The organism is Gordonia hydrophobica NBRC 16057 (assembly GCF_001592365.1).
Lineage (GTDB): Bacteria > Actinomycetota > Actinomycetes > Mycobacteriales > Mycobacteriaceae > Gordonia > Gordonia hydrophobica.
The window spans coordinates 185,692-200,442 of the sequence record NZ_BCWU01000003.1; the positions used below are offsets into that span (position 1 = coordinate 185,692).

Annotated in this window: 8 protein-coding genes; all 8 read right to left on the reverse strand. The window is 65.3% G+C overall.

Features of this window, described 5'->3' with window-relative positions; all coding sequences use genetic code 11:
• Window positions 1-150 precede the first annotated feature (150 nt).
• A complete protein-coding gene (locus GH2_RS06705; protein WP_066164847.1) occupies window positions 151-4,107 on the reverse strand; it encodes a DNA-directed RNA polymerase subunit beta' in 3,957 nt (1,318 codons plus the stop codon).
• Window positions 4,108-4,260: 153 nt separating this feature from the next.
• Window positions 4,261-7,761, reverse strand: a complete 3,501-nt coding sequence (rpoB, locus tag GH2_RS06710; protein ID WP_066165475.1) for a DNA-directed RNA polymerase subunit beta — start codon at window positions 7,759-7,761, stop codon at window positions 4,261-4,263.
• A 318-nt stretch (window positions 7,762-8,079) separates the two neighbouring features.
• Complete coding sequence (locus GH2_RS06715) at window positions 8,080-8,871, reverse strand: hypothetical protein (RefSeq protein ID WP_066164849.1); 792 nt, start codon at window positions 8,869-8,871, stop codon at window positions 8,080-8,082.
• Window positions 8,871-9,722, reverse strand: coding sequence for a hypothetical protein (locus GH2_RS06720; protein WP_066164852.1), 852 nt, complete (start codon window positions 9,720-9,722; stop codon window positions 8,871-8,873). Before GH2_RS06720 ends, GH2_RS06715 begins: the two co-directional genes overlap by 1 nt.
• An 80-nt stretch (window positions 9,723-9,802) precedes the next feature.
• Window positions 9,803-11,047, reverse strand: a complete 1,245-nt coding sequence (locus GH2_RS06725; protein ID WP_066164856.1) for an MlaD family protein — start codon at window positions 11,045-11,047, stop codon at window positions 9,803-9,805.
• Window positions 11,044-12,423 carry an MCE family protein gene (locus tag GH2_RS06730; protein WP_066164859.1) on the reverse strand — a complete coding sequence of 460 codons (1,380 nt, stop codon included), beginning with the start codon at window positions 12,421-12,423 and terminating at the stop codon, window positions 11,044-11,046. Before GH2_RS06730 ends, GH2_RS06725 begins: the two co-directional genes overlap by 4 nt.
• Window positions 12,420-13,667 (reverse strand): MCE family protein, encoded by a 1,248-nt coding sequence (locus GH2_RS06735; protein WP_066164862.1) that lies wholly within the window; start codon window positions 13,665-13,667, stop codon window positions 12,420-12,422. The genes GH2_RS06730 and GH2_RS06735 overlap by 4 nt, the downstream gene beginning before the upstream one ends.
• A complete protein-coding gene (locus GH2_RS06740) occupies window positions 13,667-14,749 on the reverse strand; it encodes an MCE family protein (protein WP_066164865.1) in 1,083 nt (360 codons plus the stop codon). Before GH2_RS06740 ends, GH2_RS06735 begins: the two co-directional genes overlap by 1 nt.
• Between the last annotated feature and the right edge of the window lie 2 nt (window positions 14,750-14,751).

Here is a 14,751-nt window from a genome sequence, read left to right on the forward strand (position 1 = left end):
CTTGCCGACGAACCGCACCACTTCTGTTTCCCGCACTTGGTCGCGACCGAATGCGGGAAACAGAAGTGGTGCGACTCGATCAGAAGTGGTGCGCCAACGACGACGGTCCCGCTCCCCTGTGGGGAACGGGACCGTCGTCAGTGGTTCAGATCAGCGGAAGTCGCTGCCGAAGCCGTAGTCGTCCAGCGGAACGGCGGCACCGCTCGGGGCGCCGAAGGCGCCGTCCGGGCTGTAGTAGGTGTCGTCGTAGGTCGGCAGGGCGTACGCCGCTGCACGAGCCTCTTCGGTCGGCTGGACCTCGATGTTGCGGTAGCGGTTGATACCGGTACCGGCCGGGATCAACTTACCGATGATCACGTTCTCCTTGAGGCCCACGAGCTTGTCGCTACGGCTGTTGATGGCCGCATCGGTGAGCACGCGCGTGGTCTCCTGGAACGACGCCGCGGACAGCCACGAATCGGTGGCCAGCGAGGCCTTCGTGATGCCCATGAGGACCGGACGGCCGGCAGCCGGCTCCCCGCCCTCGGCGACGACGGACCGGTTGGCCGCCTCGAACTCGGCACGCTCGGTGAGCGAACCCGGCAGGAACTCGGTGGCGCCGGAGTCGATGATCGTCACGCGACGCAGCATCTGGCGGACGATGGTCTCGACGTGCTTGTCGTGGATCGACACACCCTGGCTCCGGTACACCTCCTGGACCTCGTTGACGAGGTGGATCTGCACCTGGCGCGGACCCATGACACGCAGCACCTCGTGCGGATCGGCAGCGCCCTCGAGGAGCTGCTGCCCCACCTCGACGTGGTCGCCGTCGGCCAGCAGACGCTCGCTGCCGTCCTCCTGCTTGAAGACGCGCAGACGCTGACGCTTCGAGAGCTTGTCGTACACGACCTCGTCGCTGCCGTCGTCCGGGATGATCGTGATCTTGTAGAACCGATCGTCGTCTTCCATGCGGATCCGACCCGAGACCTCGGCGATCGGGGCCTTGCCCTTGGGGACGCGGGCCTCGAACAGCTCGGTGACACGCGGCAGACCGCCGGTGATGTCGTCACCGACACCACCCTGGTGGAACGTACGCATCGTCAGCTGGGTACCGGGCTCACCGATCGACTGTGCGGCGATGATGCCCACGGCCTCGCCGATATCGACGAGCTTGCCGGTCGCCATCGAACGGCCGTAGCAGCAGGCGCAGACGCCGGTGCCGGTGGCACAGGTGAGGACCGAGCGGACCTTGACCTCGGTGACGCCCGCTGCGAGGAGAGCCTCGATGGCGGGATCGCCCAGGTCGTGCCCCTTCTCGACGACGACGTTGCCGTCGGCGTCGCGCGCATCGGTGGCCAGGGTGCGGGCGTACGCCGAGGTCTCGACGTGCGCATCACGGATGATGCTGCCGTCTGCCTGCTTCTCGCCCAGCGGAACCAGGATGCCGCGCTCGGTGCCACAGTCGGTCTCGCGGACGATGACGTCCTGCGACACGTCCACCAGACGACGGGTCAGGTAACCCGAGTCGGCGGTGCGCAGTGCGGTGTCCGCCAGACCCTTGCGGGCGCCGTGCGTGTTGATGAAGTACTCGGCGACGGTCAGGCCCTCGCGGAACGACGACTTGATCGGACGCGGGATGAACTCACCCTTCGGGTTCGTCACCAGGCCCTTCATACCCGACAGGTTGCGCACCTGAGTCATGTTGCCCGTGGCGCCCGACTTCGGGATCATCGTGATCGGGTTGTCGTCCGGGTAGTAGTCCTCGAGCGCCTTACCGACCTCTTCGGTGGCCTGCTTCCAGATCTCCACCAGTGCGTCGCGACGCTCGTCCGGGGTCAGACCGCCGCGCTGGAACTTGCGCTCCAGGCCGTCGGCCCGCTCCTCGTAACGCTCCAGGATCTCGGCCTTGGCCGGCGGAACCAGAACGTCCGACATCGAGACGGTGACACCCGAACGCGTGGCCCAGTAGAAGCCGACGTCCTTCAGCTTGTCGACGGTCTGTGCGACGACGATCATCGGGTAGCGCTCGGCGAGATCGTTGATGATCACGGCCTGACGCTTCTTCGGCATCTGCTCGTCGATGAACGGGTAGTCCTTCGGCAGCAGCTCGTTGAACATCACGCGACCCAGGGTGGTCATGGTCTCCCATGCCTGACCGCGGGTCCAGCCCTCCGGGAAGAGCTCCGCCTCGACGTCGGCGGGCGGACGCTGCTGCGTCAGCCGCACCTTGATCTTGGACTGGATGGTCAGCTCGCCCAAGTCGACGGCCATGATGGCCTCGGCCGGGCTCGAGTAGACGCCGCGCTCGATGTCGTCGTCGGTGGCCGGGGTGTACTCGCCTGCCAGACCGTCCTTCTGGGTGGTCAGGTAGAAGAGGCCGGTCACCATGTCCAGACGCGGCATGGCGAGCGGACGACCCGATGCGGGCGACAGGATGTTGTTCGACGACAGCATCAGGATGCGCGCCTCGGCCTGTGCTTCCGCACTCAGCGGCAGGTGCACGGCCATCTGGTCACCGTCGAAGTCGGCGTTGAACGCTTCACAGACCAGCGGGTGCAGCTGGATGGCCTTGCCCTCCACCAGCTGCGGCTCGAAGGCCTGGATGCCGAGGCGGTGCAGCGTGGGCGCACGGTTCAGCAGAACCGGGTGCTCGGCGATGACCTCTTCGAGGACGTCCCACACGGCGGGTCGCTGACGCTCCACCATGCGCTTGGCCGACTTGATGTTCTGAGCCTGGTTGAGATCCACCAGACGCTTCATCACAAACGGCTTGAACAGTTCCAGGGCCATCAGCTTCGGCAGACCGCACTGGTGCAGCTGCAGCTGCGGGCCGACGACGATCACCGAACGACCGGAGTAGTCGACGCGCTTGCCCAGCAGGTTCTGACGGAAACGTCCCTGCTTGCCCTTGAGCAGATCGCTCAGCGACTTCAGCGGACGGTTGCCCGGTCCGGTGACGGGACGACCACGACGGCCGTTGTCGAACAGGGCGTCGACCGACTCCTGCAGCATCCGCTTCTCGTTGTTGACGATGATCTCGGGGGCGCCGAGGTCGATCAGTCGCTTGAGGCGGTTGTTGCGGTTGATGACGCGACGGTAGAGGTCGTTCAGGTCGGAGGTCGCGAAGCGGCCGCCGTCGAGCTGAACCATCGGACGCAGCTCCGGCGGGATCACCGGCACGGCGTCGAGCACCATGGCCTGCGGCGAGTTGCCGGACTGCTGGAACGCCGCCACGACCTTCAGTCGCTTCAGTGCACGCAGCTTCTTCTGGCCCTTGCCGGTGCGGATGGTCTCGCGCAGCGACTCGGCCTCGGCCTCGATGTCGAAGCTCTCGAGGAGCTTCTTGATGGCCTCGGCGCCCATCGAGCCGGTGAAGTACTCGCCGAAGCGGTCCTCGAGCTCGCGGTACAGCCGCTCGTCGATGATGAGGTCGCCCAGGGTCAGCTTGGTGAACTTGTCCCAGATCTCGTCCAGGGACTCCACCTCGCGGTTGGCGTGGTCACGCATGCGCTTGAGCTCGCGCTCGGCGGCGTCGCGGACCTTGCGCTTGGCGTCGGCCTTGGCGCCTTCGGCCTCGAGCTCGGCGAGGTCGGCCTCGAGCTTCTGCTGACGCTCGGCGAGAGCGGCCTCGAGGTCGTCCAGGATGGCCTTGCGCTCCACACCGATCTCGGCCTCGCGGGTCGAGAGCTCGGCGTGACGCAGCTCGTCGTCGACGGCGGTGATCACGTAGGCGGCGAAGTAGATGATCTTCTCGAGATCCTTCGGCGCCAGGTCCAGCAGGTAGCCGAGGCGGCTCGGCACGCCCTTGAAGTACCAGATGTGCGTGACCGGAGCGGCCAGCTCGATGTGGCCCATGCGCTCACGTCGAACCTTGGCCTTGGTCACCTCGACGCCGCAGCGCTCACAGATGATGCCCTTGAAACGCACGCGCTTGTACTTGCCGCAGTAGCACTCCCAGTCGCGAGTCGGTCCGAAGATCTTCTCGCAGAACAGGCCGTCCTTCTCCGGCTTCAGCGTGCGGTAGTTGATGGTCTCCGGCTTCTTGACCTCGCCGTACGACCAGTTGTGGATGTCGTCGGCCGTCGCAAGACCGATCTTCAGTTCGTCGAAAAAGTTGACGTCGAGCAAGTTCTTTATCCCTACCTATGAACCGGTGCCGGCTCTGGAAATTCCGTGGTTATGGGTTTGTGGTCGGCGTCCCCGCCGGCCGGAGCCCGCTCCCGTGTGCCGATTCGCAACCACGCGGGTTGTTCGGGGTACACGGGGCGGAGCCCCCGTGGGTCAGTTGGCGAGGTCGTCGACGGTGGCGGACTCGTTGCGTGACAGGTTGATGCCGAGGTTGGCAGCAGCACGCTCGAGGTCCTCATCGTCGGTGTCACTCATCTCGATCGCGGTGCCCTCGCTGGAGAGGACCTCCACGTTCAGGCAGAGCGACTGGAGCTCCTTCAAGAGCACCTTGAACGACTCCGGGATGCCCGGCTCGGGGATGTTCTCGCCCTTGACGATGGCCTCGTAGACCTTCACCCGACCGACCACGTCGTCCGACTTGATCGTCAGCAGTTCCTGCAGGGTGTAGGCGGCGCCGTACGCCTGCATGGCCCAGCACTCCATCTCACCGAAGCGCTGACCACCGAACTGGGCCTTACCGCCGAGCGGCTGCTGGGTGATCATCGAGTACGGACCGGTGGAACGCGCGTGAATCTTGTCGTCCACCAGGTGGTGCAGCTTGATGATGTACATGTAGCCGACCGCGACCGGGTAGGGGAAGGGCTCGCCCGAACGACCGTCGAACAGGGTCGCCTTGCCGTCGGCGCCGACCATCACGTCGCCGTCGCGGTTCGGAAGCGTGGAGCCGAGCAGACCTGCAAGCTCGTCGTCCTTGGCGCCGTCGAACACCGGGGTGGCGGTGTTGGTGTTCGGCTCCGCGGAGTGCATGTGCTCGGGCAGGCGCTTGGCCCACTCCTCTTCCAGCTGCGCGGTGTCGATGTTCCAGCCGGCCTTCGACACCCAACCGAGGTGGGTCTCGAGAATCTGACCGATGTTCATACGACGCGGGACACCGTGCGTGTTCAGGATGATGTCGACCGGAGTGCCGTCCGGCAGGAAGGGCATGTCCTCCTGCGGCAGGATCTTGCCGATGACGCCCTTGTTGCCGTGGCGGCCTGCGAGCTTGTCACCGTCCTGGATCTTGCGCTTCTGCGCCACGTAGACGCGGACCAACTCGTTGACGCCGGGCGCCAGGTCGTCGTCCTCGTCACGGCTGAACGTGCGAACGCCGATGACCTTGCCGGTCTCGCCGTGCGGCACCTTCAGCGAGGTGTCGCGGACCTCGCGCGCCTTCTCGCCGAAGATCGCGCGGAGCAGGCGCTCTTCCGGAGTCAGCTCGGTCTCGCCCTTCGGGGTGACCTTACCGACCAGGATGTCGCCGTCGCGGACCTCGGCGCCGATGCGGACGATGCCGCGCTCGTCGAGATCGGCGAGGACCTCGTCGGAGACGTTCGGGATGTCGCGGGTGATCTCCTCGGCACCGAGCTTGGTGTCGCGAGCGTCGATCTCGTGCTCCTCGATGTGGATCGAGGTGAGGGTGTCCTCCTCCACGAGACGCTGGCTCAGGATGATCGCGTCCTCGTAGTTGTGGCCCTCCCACGGCATGATCGCCACGAGCAGGTTCTTGCCGAGCGCCATCTCACCCTGATCGGTGCAGGGGCCGTCGGCCAGAACCTGGCCGGCCTCGACACGTTGACCCTCGTCGACGATCGGGACCTGGTTGGCACAGGTGCCGTGGTTGGAGCGCTCGAACTTCCGCAGGCGGAAGCTGTCGCGGGTGCCGTCGTCGGCCATCACGGTGATGAAGTCGGCCGAGACCTCTTCCACCACACCGGTCTTGCCGGTGACGATGACATCGCCCGCGTCGACGGCCGCACGCAGCTCCATGCCGGTGCCGACCAGCGGCGACTCGCTGCGGACCAGCGGCACCGCCTGACGCTGCATGTTGGCGCCCATCAGGGCACGGTTCGCGTCGTCGTGTTCCAGGAACGGAATCATCGCGGTGGCGACCGAGACCATCTGGCGCGGCGAGACGTCCAGGTACTGGACGGCCTGGGCCGGGACAAACTCGACCTCGGCACCCTTGATGCGGACCAGGACGCGCTCGTCGGTGATGGTGCCGTCGGCGTCGTAGTTCGTGTTCGCCTGGCCGATGAGGTAACGGTCCTCCTCGTCGGCGGTCATGTACGCGATCTCGTCGGTGAGGACACCGTCGACGACCTTGCGGTACGGCGTCTCGATGAAGCCGAACGGGTTGACGCGGGCGTACACCGACAGCGAACCGATCAGGCCGATGTTCGGACCCTCAGGGGTCTCGATCGGGCACATGCGGCCGTAGTGCGACGGGTGCACGTCGCGGACCTCGAGGCCTGCGCGCTCACGCGACAGACCGCCCGGGCCCAGCGCCGAGAGACGACGCTTGTGCGTCAGCCCCGACAGCGGGTTGTTCTGGTCCATGAACTGCGACAGCTGGCTGGTTCCGAAGAACTCCTTGATCGCGGCCACGACGGGACGGATGTTGATCAGCGTCTGCGGCGTGATCGCCTCGGCGTCCTGGGTGGTCATGCGCTCACGCACGACGCGCTCCATGCGCGAGAGGCCCACGCGGATCTGGTTCTGGATCAGCTCGCCGACCGTGCGCAGGCGACGGTTGCCGAAGTGGTCGATGTCGTCGACCTCGACCGGGACCTCGACGCCGTCCGGGACGGTCATCATCGAGGTGTGGTGGGGGTCGGCCTCGTGCAGACGCACCAGGTACTCGACGGTCGCAATGATGTCTTCGGTGGTCAGGGTCGACGCGCCGAACATCGGGTTCGCGGTGAGGCCGAGCTTCTTGTTGATCTTGTAGCGGCCGACGCGGGCGAGGTCGTAGCGCTTCTCCTTGAAGAACAGGTTCTCCAGCAGGCTCTCCGCGGACTCCTTGGTCGGCGGCTCGCCCGGACGCAGCTTGCGGTAGACCTCGAGCAGGGCCTCGTCCTGGTTGCTGGTCGAGTCCTTCTCCAGGGTCGACATCATGATCTCGGAGAAGCCGAAGCGCTCCGCGATGTCCTCGCTGGTCATGCCGAGCGCCTTGAGCAAGATAGTGACCGGCTGACGACGCTTGCGGTCGATGCGGACGCCCACGGTGTCGCGCTTGTCGACGTCGAACTCGAGCCACGCACCACGGCCCGGAATCACCTTGACCGAGTGCAGCGTCTTCTCGGTGGTCTTGTCGATCGAGGAGTCGAAGTAGACGCCCGGGCTGCGGACCAGCTGGCTCACGACGACACGCTCGGTGCCGTTGATGATGAAGCTGCCCTTGTCGGTCATGATCGGGAAGTCGCCCATGAAGACGGTCTGCGACTTGATCTCACCGGTGTTGTTGTTGATGAACTCCGCGGTGACGAACAACGGCGCCGCGTAAGTCATGTCCTTGTCCTTGCACTCGTCGATCGAGGCCTTGACCTCGTCGAAGTGCGGATCGGAGAAAGACAGGGACATCGAGGACGAGAAGTCCTCGATAGGCGACAGTTCGCGGAGGACTTCCTCAAGTCCGCCGACCGGGTTCTCCTCACCCCGCGCAATCGCCTTTGCGCGCCATTCGGGCGTACCGACGAGCCATTCGAACGAATCCAACTGCAGATCGAGCAGGCCCGGAACCTCGAGCGGCTCGTCGATCTTGGCAAAGGAAGCGCGATGTGGAGCGCCCGGGATGATTCCCGATGTGGTTGAGGTGGACTGGCGGTCGAGTGCCAAGATGCGTCCTTCCAACACGAAGTTTCTCGGTGCGTGGCCATGTGGCCTGCGGTGGTCGTGCTACCTGCACAAACATCACACCCGAGGGCCACCCCGACACGGGACGGCTGGAAGGATGATCGATCAGCGGACAGGAGGCAGCCAGCGCAACGTCCAACTGTATCAGATCATGACGGGGATGGGTAACCCCCTCTGGGAAAAGATTCGCGGAAGGCTGCCTACCTCGCAGAATCGCTTGTCACAGCGTGCCGCGCCGACGCCCGAACGTCAAGCGAAACGCGCCGATTCCCTACGAATCGCTCCGTCGCTCGCCGCATCTCAGAAGCCACCGACCTCGTTGACACGCCACGTTCCGTCCATCCTCACCAGGGAGTATCGGACGTGCGGTACCGACGACTCGTTGACGATGCCGTCGCGCGAGGTGCTCACGATCAGCGTCGCGATCACCGAGGCGTTGTCGCCGTCGAGCGACTCGACTCCCATCGAGTCCACCTGGCACTCCGACGCCGACTTGGTCTGCTCGATGACCTGGCGCTGCACCTTGAGGTACGTCTCGAACTGATCGAGCGCTCCCCCGGTGAACTGGTCGTGTGTGGAGGCGATCCACCCGTCGAGGTTCTTGTAGTCGAACTGGAACGGCGCGCAGGCCGCGCTACGCGCGTTGCTCAGCACCTGCTCGGTCTCCGCGGAGTCGACGAAGGCGCGGTTGTCGTTCACCTCGGCGCCCGGATGAAAGGCGAGAATCGCGGCGACGATGCCGAGCACCAGCGCCGCTGCGCCGATGATCGCGGCTGTCCGGAACGTGGCGCCGGTGCTGCGCGGAGGCTTCCCCTCCAGCAGCACGGCGCGCTCAGCCTCCTCCTGCTCCACACGTTCGGCGGCGGCGCGGCGCTTCCGTTCCACGCCGGAGACGACGGTGCTCGTCCCGGACTCGCCGGCCGACTTCTCGGCAGCGGGCTTCTCAGCGGTGGTTTCGCTCGCGGTGATCGTCTCCGCTGCGGTCTCGTCGGCGTTCTTGGCGACGGTGACCCGGGACCCACCGCGACCGGCGACCTTCGGGGTTCGTTTCGACGGAGACGAGGTGCGCTTGATCGGACGTCCAGCAGCCATCAGTTGCCGCCCTCCTTCGGCGCCGTGCCGTTCCCGGTGGTGTTCGCGACGTCCGAGCCGGTCTGACTGTATTCGAGGGGGTTCAGTGCTACGACCTTGCCGGCCTTGCGGGTGCCGTCCACGTCGACGATCGTCAGCAGGAAGCCCATCTGACTCTGCTGCACCGGCTGATCTTTGTTGGTGGCAGTCACGTTCGCGAACACCAGCACGGTGGCCGTGTCCTCATCGGTGTTGAGCGCGGTCACCGCGCTGCGCGCGATCCGGGACTCGATCTTGCCCGCCGAACTGCCTGCCGCCTGGCCCTGCTCCACGAGCTTCTTCAAGTCGTCGGGCTTCACCTGGTCGAGGGCGTCGCCGGTCAACGACGACCGCAGGCGCTTCTCCCAGCCGGGAATGTCGGTGGGATCCACCGCAGTGATGTTCAGGACGGCCTGCTGCGCGACGTCGAGCGACTCGTCGCGCAACTGGGTGGCCGTCGAGTCGACCGTGTAGGCACGGACACCGGTGTAGCCGAAGTAGCCGATGCACACGACGACGGCGATCAGTGCCGCCACCGCGACCGCGAGCGCCAACGAGGCGATGGGTTTGCGGGCCGACGCCTCGTCGGTGTCGACCCGAGCCGGGAGGACGTCGACGCTCTCCGCGGAGTCCGCATCAGCATCGTCCTTGGTGAGACTCACTGTTGACGCGTCCGACTCGGTCGCGGAATCTGCGTCGACCGCTGCATCGTCGACCGCCACGTCCTCGACCGCGGAGTCGTCGACCGCCTCGCCGTCGATCGCCGCACCGTCCATCGCCTCTGCGGCGTCGGCCGGGTCGATCTCCGGCTCACTGCTGTCTTCGTGTGTCATCGAGCGCAACCTTAGTCATCGCCTGGCCCACCTCGCCAATCTGCCGCCGCTGATTCAGCGGCGGCAGACCGGTCCGGGGCTTACCGTGCGTGCACGCCCATCAGGGCGGCCAGCTGGGTGGCCAGCGGGTTCAAATTCAACTTGTCCGGATCCTTCTTCGGCGTGTTGTCCCACGGCTGCGGAAAGTCCGGGTTGGCCAGCTGGGCGCGACGCGCACCGCGGACCGAGGTCGGGTTGCCGACCGGGACATCACAGTTCGCCTCCGTGTTGAACGGGAAGTCGTCGTAGTTGATGTCGAAGTTCGGATTCCGCTTCTTCATGTCCTCGATCAGCTTCTGCGTGCTCTCGTAGCCGCGCGTACAGCTCGGCGGGTTACCGGTCTCGAGAACGATGCCGAAGTGGATCTGACCGTCACCGGGCGCCGCGCTGTGGCTGCCCGCGGACAGCGCCGACAGCATTGCGAAGGTGACGCCGGTCGCGAACGACGCGGGCTCCACATAGTCGACCGTCGCACCGAGCTGATGGACCAGCTTGGTGGTGTCCTGACCGTTGTCCTGCACGAACTGCGACAAGGTGCTCGCGGTCCTCGGCGCGGTCGCCAGGATGCGCCGGAGATCCGGGTCGGAGGCGGTCAGCTGTGCGGTGACCAGATCGAGGTTCTTGGACCAGCTGAGAATCGCATCCGACTGCTCGGCCTGGGTTCCCAGGACCACGTTGGAGTTCTTGATCAGATCAACGATCGGATCGATGTTGTCGAGCCCGTCCTTGGAGATCTTGTCCAGCGAAGCCACCAGTCGGGTGAGGTCGTCGCCCTTGCCGTTGAACGCCTTGCCGAGCTCCTCGACGACCGTGCTCAACTCCTTGACCGGCACCGTCTTGGTGAGGGTGATGGTGTCGGCGATGACGTCCTGCAGCTTCGGCGGCACCTCGGCGCCCTTGATCGTGCTGCCGTCTTCCAGGTACGGACCCTCGTTGCTCGTCGGCTGCAGATCGATGAACTGCTCGCCGATCGCCGAGCGGTTCGCGAGGACCGCGGTCGCCGACGCGGGCACCTTGGCCGAACCGGAGTTCATCTGCAGCGTCACGTCGACGCCGCCCGAGGGCACCATCTCCATGTCGCCGACCAGACCGACCGGAACACCGCGGTAGGTGACCTCGGCGTTCGGGAACACGCCGCTGGCGTCGTCCATGTGCAACGTCACGTTGTACGTCGAGATGCCGACCAGCTTGTCCAGGCGGGCGTACTTGGCGCCGACGTAGACGATCGCGAGGACGCCGACCACGACGAACACGATCAGTTGGATCTTGACCAGACGCGTCGTCACTGGTCATCACCTCCGAGCATGCTCAACGTTCCCTTCAAGAAGTTCTCGTCACGCGACGGCATCATCGTGTACTGACTCGTGCTCTTCTTCTTCGACGTCGTCGTATTTTTCTGCGTCGTGTTCTTCTGCGTCGTATTCTTCTGCGTCGTGTTCTTTTGCGCAGTCGCGGACGACTTGTTCATCGGGTAGGTCCCGCCCGAGGGCGGCGTGTTCGGTCCCGGACGCGAGTTCGCGGCAGGCGGGAGCAGCGAGATGGTCGGCCAACCGTAGCGCGGCCCGTTGCCGTTGACGTACGGGTTGCGCGGATCCACCTTCGGCGCGTTGACCGACGGCGGCGAGTACTTCGGGGTGCCCTGCCCCACGCCGAGCGCCTCCAACTGGTTCAGCAGTCGCAGGTCCAACGTCATGAACAGGTTGGTCGAATCACCGTGCACGGCAGGCAGCAGATCGTCCGGGAACGGATGCGTCAGCATCAGCGGGAGCGCGGTGGCCGCGTCCTGCGCCGACTTCGCCAGCTCGGACAGGATCGGACGCAACGCCTTCAGATCGGTGATGATCTCGTCGTGCGCCTTGCCGAGGATCGACGTGCCGACATCGCCGAGGTCGTCGAGCTTGGTCAGCAGGTCCACGAACTGCGGACGCTGCTCCTCGAGCACCTTGACGCCTTCCGGGAGCTCGTTGAGGATCCGTTCGATCTGATCGGTCTGCTCGTTGGCCCGCGACGAGAGCTTGCTGACTCCCTCGACGGCGCGGACGATGTCGTCGCGCTGACGGTTCAGGTTGTCGATCAGCTCTTCGGACTGCTTGAGCAGCGACCGCACGGCGTTCGGGCGATCGCCCAGTGCCTCGTTCAGCGAGGTGATGATCGGCTCGAGCTGGTTGATGCCGCCGCCGTTCAGCAGCATCGACAACGCACCGAGCAGTTGCTCGATGTCGGTGACGGTGCGCGTGCGATCGGACTGGATCACCTGCGACTCCGGCTGACGCGGCGTGCTCGCCTTCGCTTCCGGAGACTCCTGCAGCGCGACGAACTTCTCGCCCAGCAGGTTGGTCTGCTGCACCGAGGCCGAGGCCTGGTCCGAGAGGTTCACGGTGTTCTTGACCCGAACGGTCACGATCGCGTCCCAGGCGTCCTTGGGCACCTCGACCTTGGTCACCTGGCCGACGGGGATGCCGTCCTGCTTCACCACCGACTGCGGAACCAGGTCGAGGATGTCGTCGAACTGGATCTTGTACGTGCGGGGGTTGTCCCCCACGTCCACACCGCCCGGCAGCGGCACCGACTGGATCCCGGAACAACCGGTCAGTGCCAGCATCGACACCATCGCGGCCCCCAGGCCGGCGACGCGTGCCCGCGTCGACAACGTCACCTTCATCGCTGTCCTCCCGGCAGTCGCGGATCGGGGTTGCCCGAATTGGTTCCCGGCGCGGGGTTCTTCTGCTGCTTGTCACCGCTCAGGATGCCGAACGGAAGCGTCGGCAGCAGCGGAGTCAGCACACCGTCGGTGATCTGCTTGCCGACGGCCTTGCAGTTGTTCACCAGCGGGGCCAGCTTCCGACTGAAGTCGACCGCCATCGGATTGCCCGGCAGCAGCTTGCCCAGGTCGAGCATCTTGCACGTGGCGCCGAGCGGGTCCTGCAGATCCGGGATGTTCAGCCGCATCGCGACCGTGCCCGACTCCGCGTCGTACGCGTTGATCAGGTTGCTGATGGTGACCGGCAGGACGGTCAAGATCTCCAGCAGGTGATCCTTGTTGTCCAGCAGCGCCTGGCCGGTCGGCTGCAGATCCCGAATCGCATCGCCGATCTTCTGGTTGTTGTCCGCGATGAAGGTCGCGACGTCGCCCAGGGCGTACGAGAGGGTCTCCAGCGCCGTGCCGAGCTGTTCCCGCTCGCCAGCCATGAACTTGTTGAACGACGCCATCTGCGTGTTGAACTGACGCACTTGGTCGTCGTTCTCGCGCAGCGCCTCGACGAACACGTTCAGGTTCTTGATCGTGCCGACCAGGTCGTTGCTGCCGTTCGAGAGCGTGTTGGCCGCCTTCGACAGGTTGGTGATCGCGTCACCCAACTTGTCGCCGTTGCCCTCCATGTTCTTCGAGAAGACGTCGACGAAGTCGGTGACGGCGCCGTTCTTGTTGGCACCCTTCGGGCCGAGGGACTTCGACAGCTTCTGCAGGTTGCTGTAGATCGCGTCGATCTCGACCGGGACGTGCGTCTGCTTGGTCGTGAGATCGATGTCGCTGCCGGCCTTGGGCCCGCCGGAGTAGGCCGGGATCAACTGCACGTAGCGGTCGGCGACGATCGACGGGATGATCTGCACCGCCTCAACGTTCTTGGGCAGATCGACGCCGCGGTTCACGCGCATCTGCACGTTCACCGTGTCGCCCTGCGGCGACACCTTCGTCACCTTGCCGACGTCCACGCCGAGGACGCGCACGTTACTGCCCTCGTAGATGCCGACCGCACTGTTGAAGGTCGCATTGATCTTCGTGGTGCCGATCAGCGTCGACGCCCACCAGCCCCCTGCTCCGATGATGAGCAGCAGTACCGCGGCGAGCGCGCCATAGACGATATTGCGCTTGCTGAACAGCCGTGAGGCCTGATCAGACCCGCTCATCAGCCGGCCCCCGTTCCGCCGTTGTTGAGATTCTTCTTCATGTTCGGCAGTCGCGTGGTGTTCTGCTGCGGCAGCGCAGGCGGCAGCAGGTTGGTCACGGTGGACTCGAACCAGCGTCCGTTACCGAGCACGTTGGCGTAGAGCCGGTAGAACGGCGCCATGTAGGTGATACTGTCGCGCACGTTCTTGTTCTGGCGCGTCAGCATGTCGGTGACGCCCTTGAGTGAATCGAGGGCCGGACCGATCTGCTTCTCGTTGTCGCGGACGATGCCGGTGAGGGCCTTGCTCAGCGTGGTGGTGCTGGCCAGCAGCGCGGAGATGTCCTTCTGCCGGTTGTTCAGTTCCTTGAGCAGCACGCCGGTGCCTGCGATCAGCTTCGTGAACTCCTCATTGCGATCGGCGAGGATCTTCGAGGTGTCCTTGGTCGCGGCGAGCAGCTTCTGCACTTCGGCGTCACGACTGGCGATGGTGTTCGACAGGCGCGAGATGCCGCTCAACGACGCGTTGATGTCCTCGGAGTTGGTGCCCGAGAACGCGCTCGACAGCGTGCGGAGCGATTCCGCCAGGTTGTCGGTGTCGATGTCGTGCAACTGGTCGGCCGCGTCGCCGAAGGCCTCGATGACGTCGTACGGCGCCACCGTGTCGGTGAAGGTCACGTTCGGGTCGGCGAGTTCGGTCCCCCGCGGGTTCAACGCCAGGTACTTCTGGCCCAAGACCGTCTTGATCTGGATCGACGCCTGCGTCTGGTTGCCGATCCACGTGTTGTTGGCCGTGAAGGTCACGTCGACCTTGTCACCGTTCAGTTTGACGGCGGTGACCTGACCGACCTTGACGCCCGCGACGCGGACCTCGTTGCCCGCCTTCAGGCCGGCAGCCTCGCTGAATGCGGCCGTGTACCGGGCTCCGGCTCCCACCAGCGGGAGGTCCTTCAAGTAGAAGGACGAGACCGCTGCCATGATCAGGATCAGCAGACCCATGGCGCCGATACTCACCGGGCTGCGTCGTCCGGCGAACCGGCGGCTCTTCTTCGGCGTGGTCGGCACCGGTGCGGCGTCCGACGACGACTTCTGTTCGTCAGTCATTC

Coding starts and splice junctions, on each gene's coding strand:
- GH2_RS06740 (WP_066164865.1), bottom strand. CDS start 14,749: ATGACTGACGAACAGAAGTCGTCGTCGGACGCCGCACCGGTGCCGACC.
- GH2_RS06730 (WP_066164859.1), bottom strand. CDS start 12,423: ATGAAGGTGACGTTGTCGACGCGGGCACGCGTCGCCGGCCTGGGGGCC.
- GH2_RS06735 (WP_066164862.1), bottom strand. CDS start 13,667: ATGAGCGGGTCTGATCAGGCCTCACGGCTGTTCAGCAAGCGCAATATC.
- GH2_RS06715 (WP_066164849.1), bottom strand. CDS start 8,871: ATGGCTGCTGGACGTCCGATCAAGCGCACCTCGTCTCCGTCGAAACGA.
- GH2_RS06720 (WP_066164852.1), bottom strand. CDS start 9,722: ATGACACACGAAGACAGCAGTGAGCCGGAGATCGACCCGGCCGACGCC.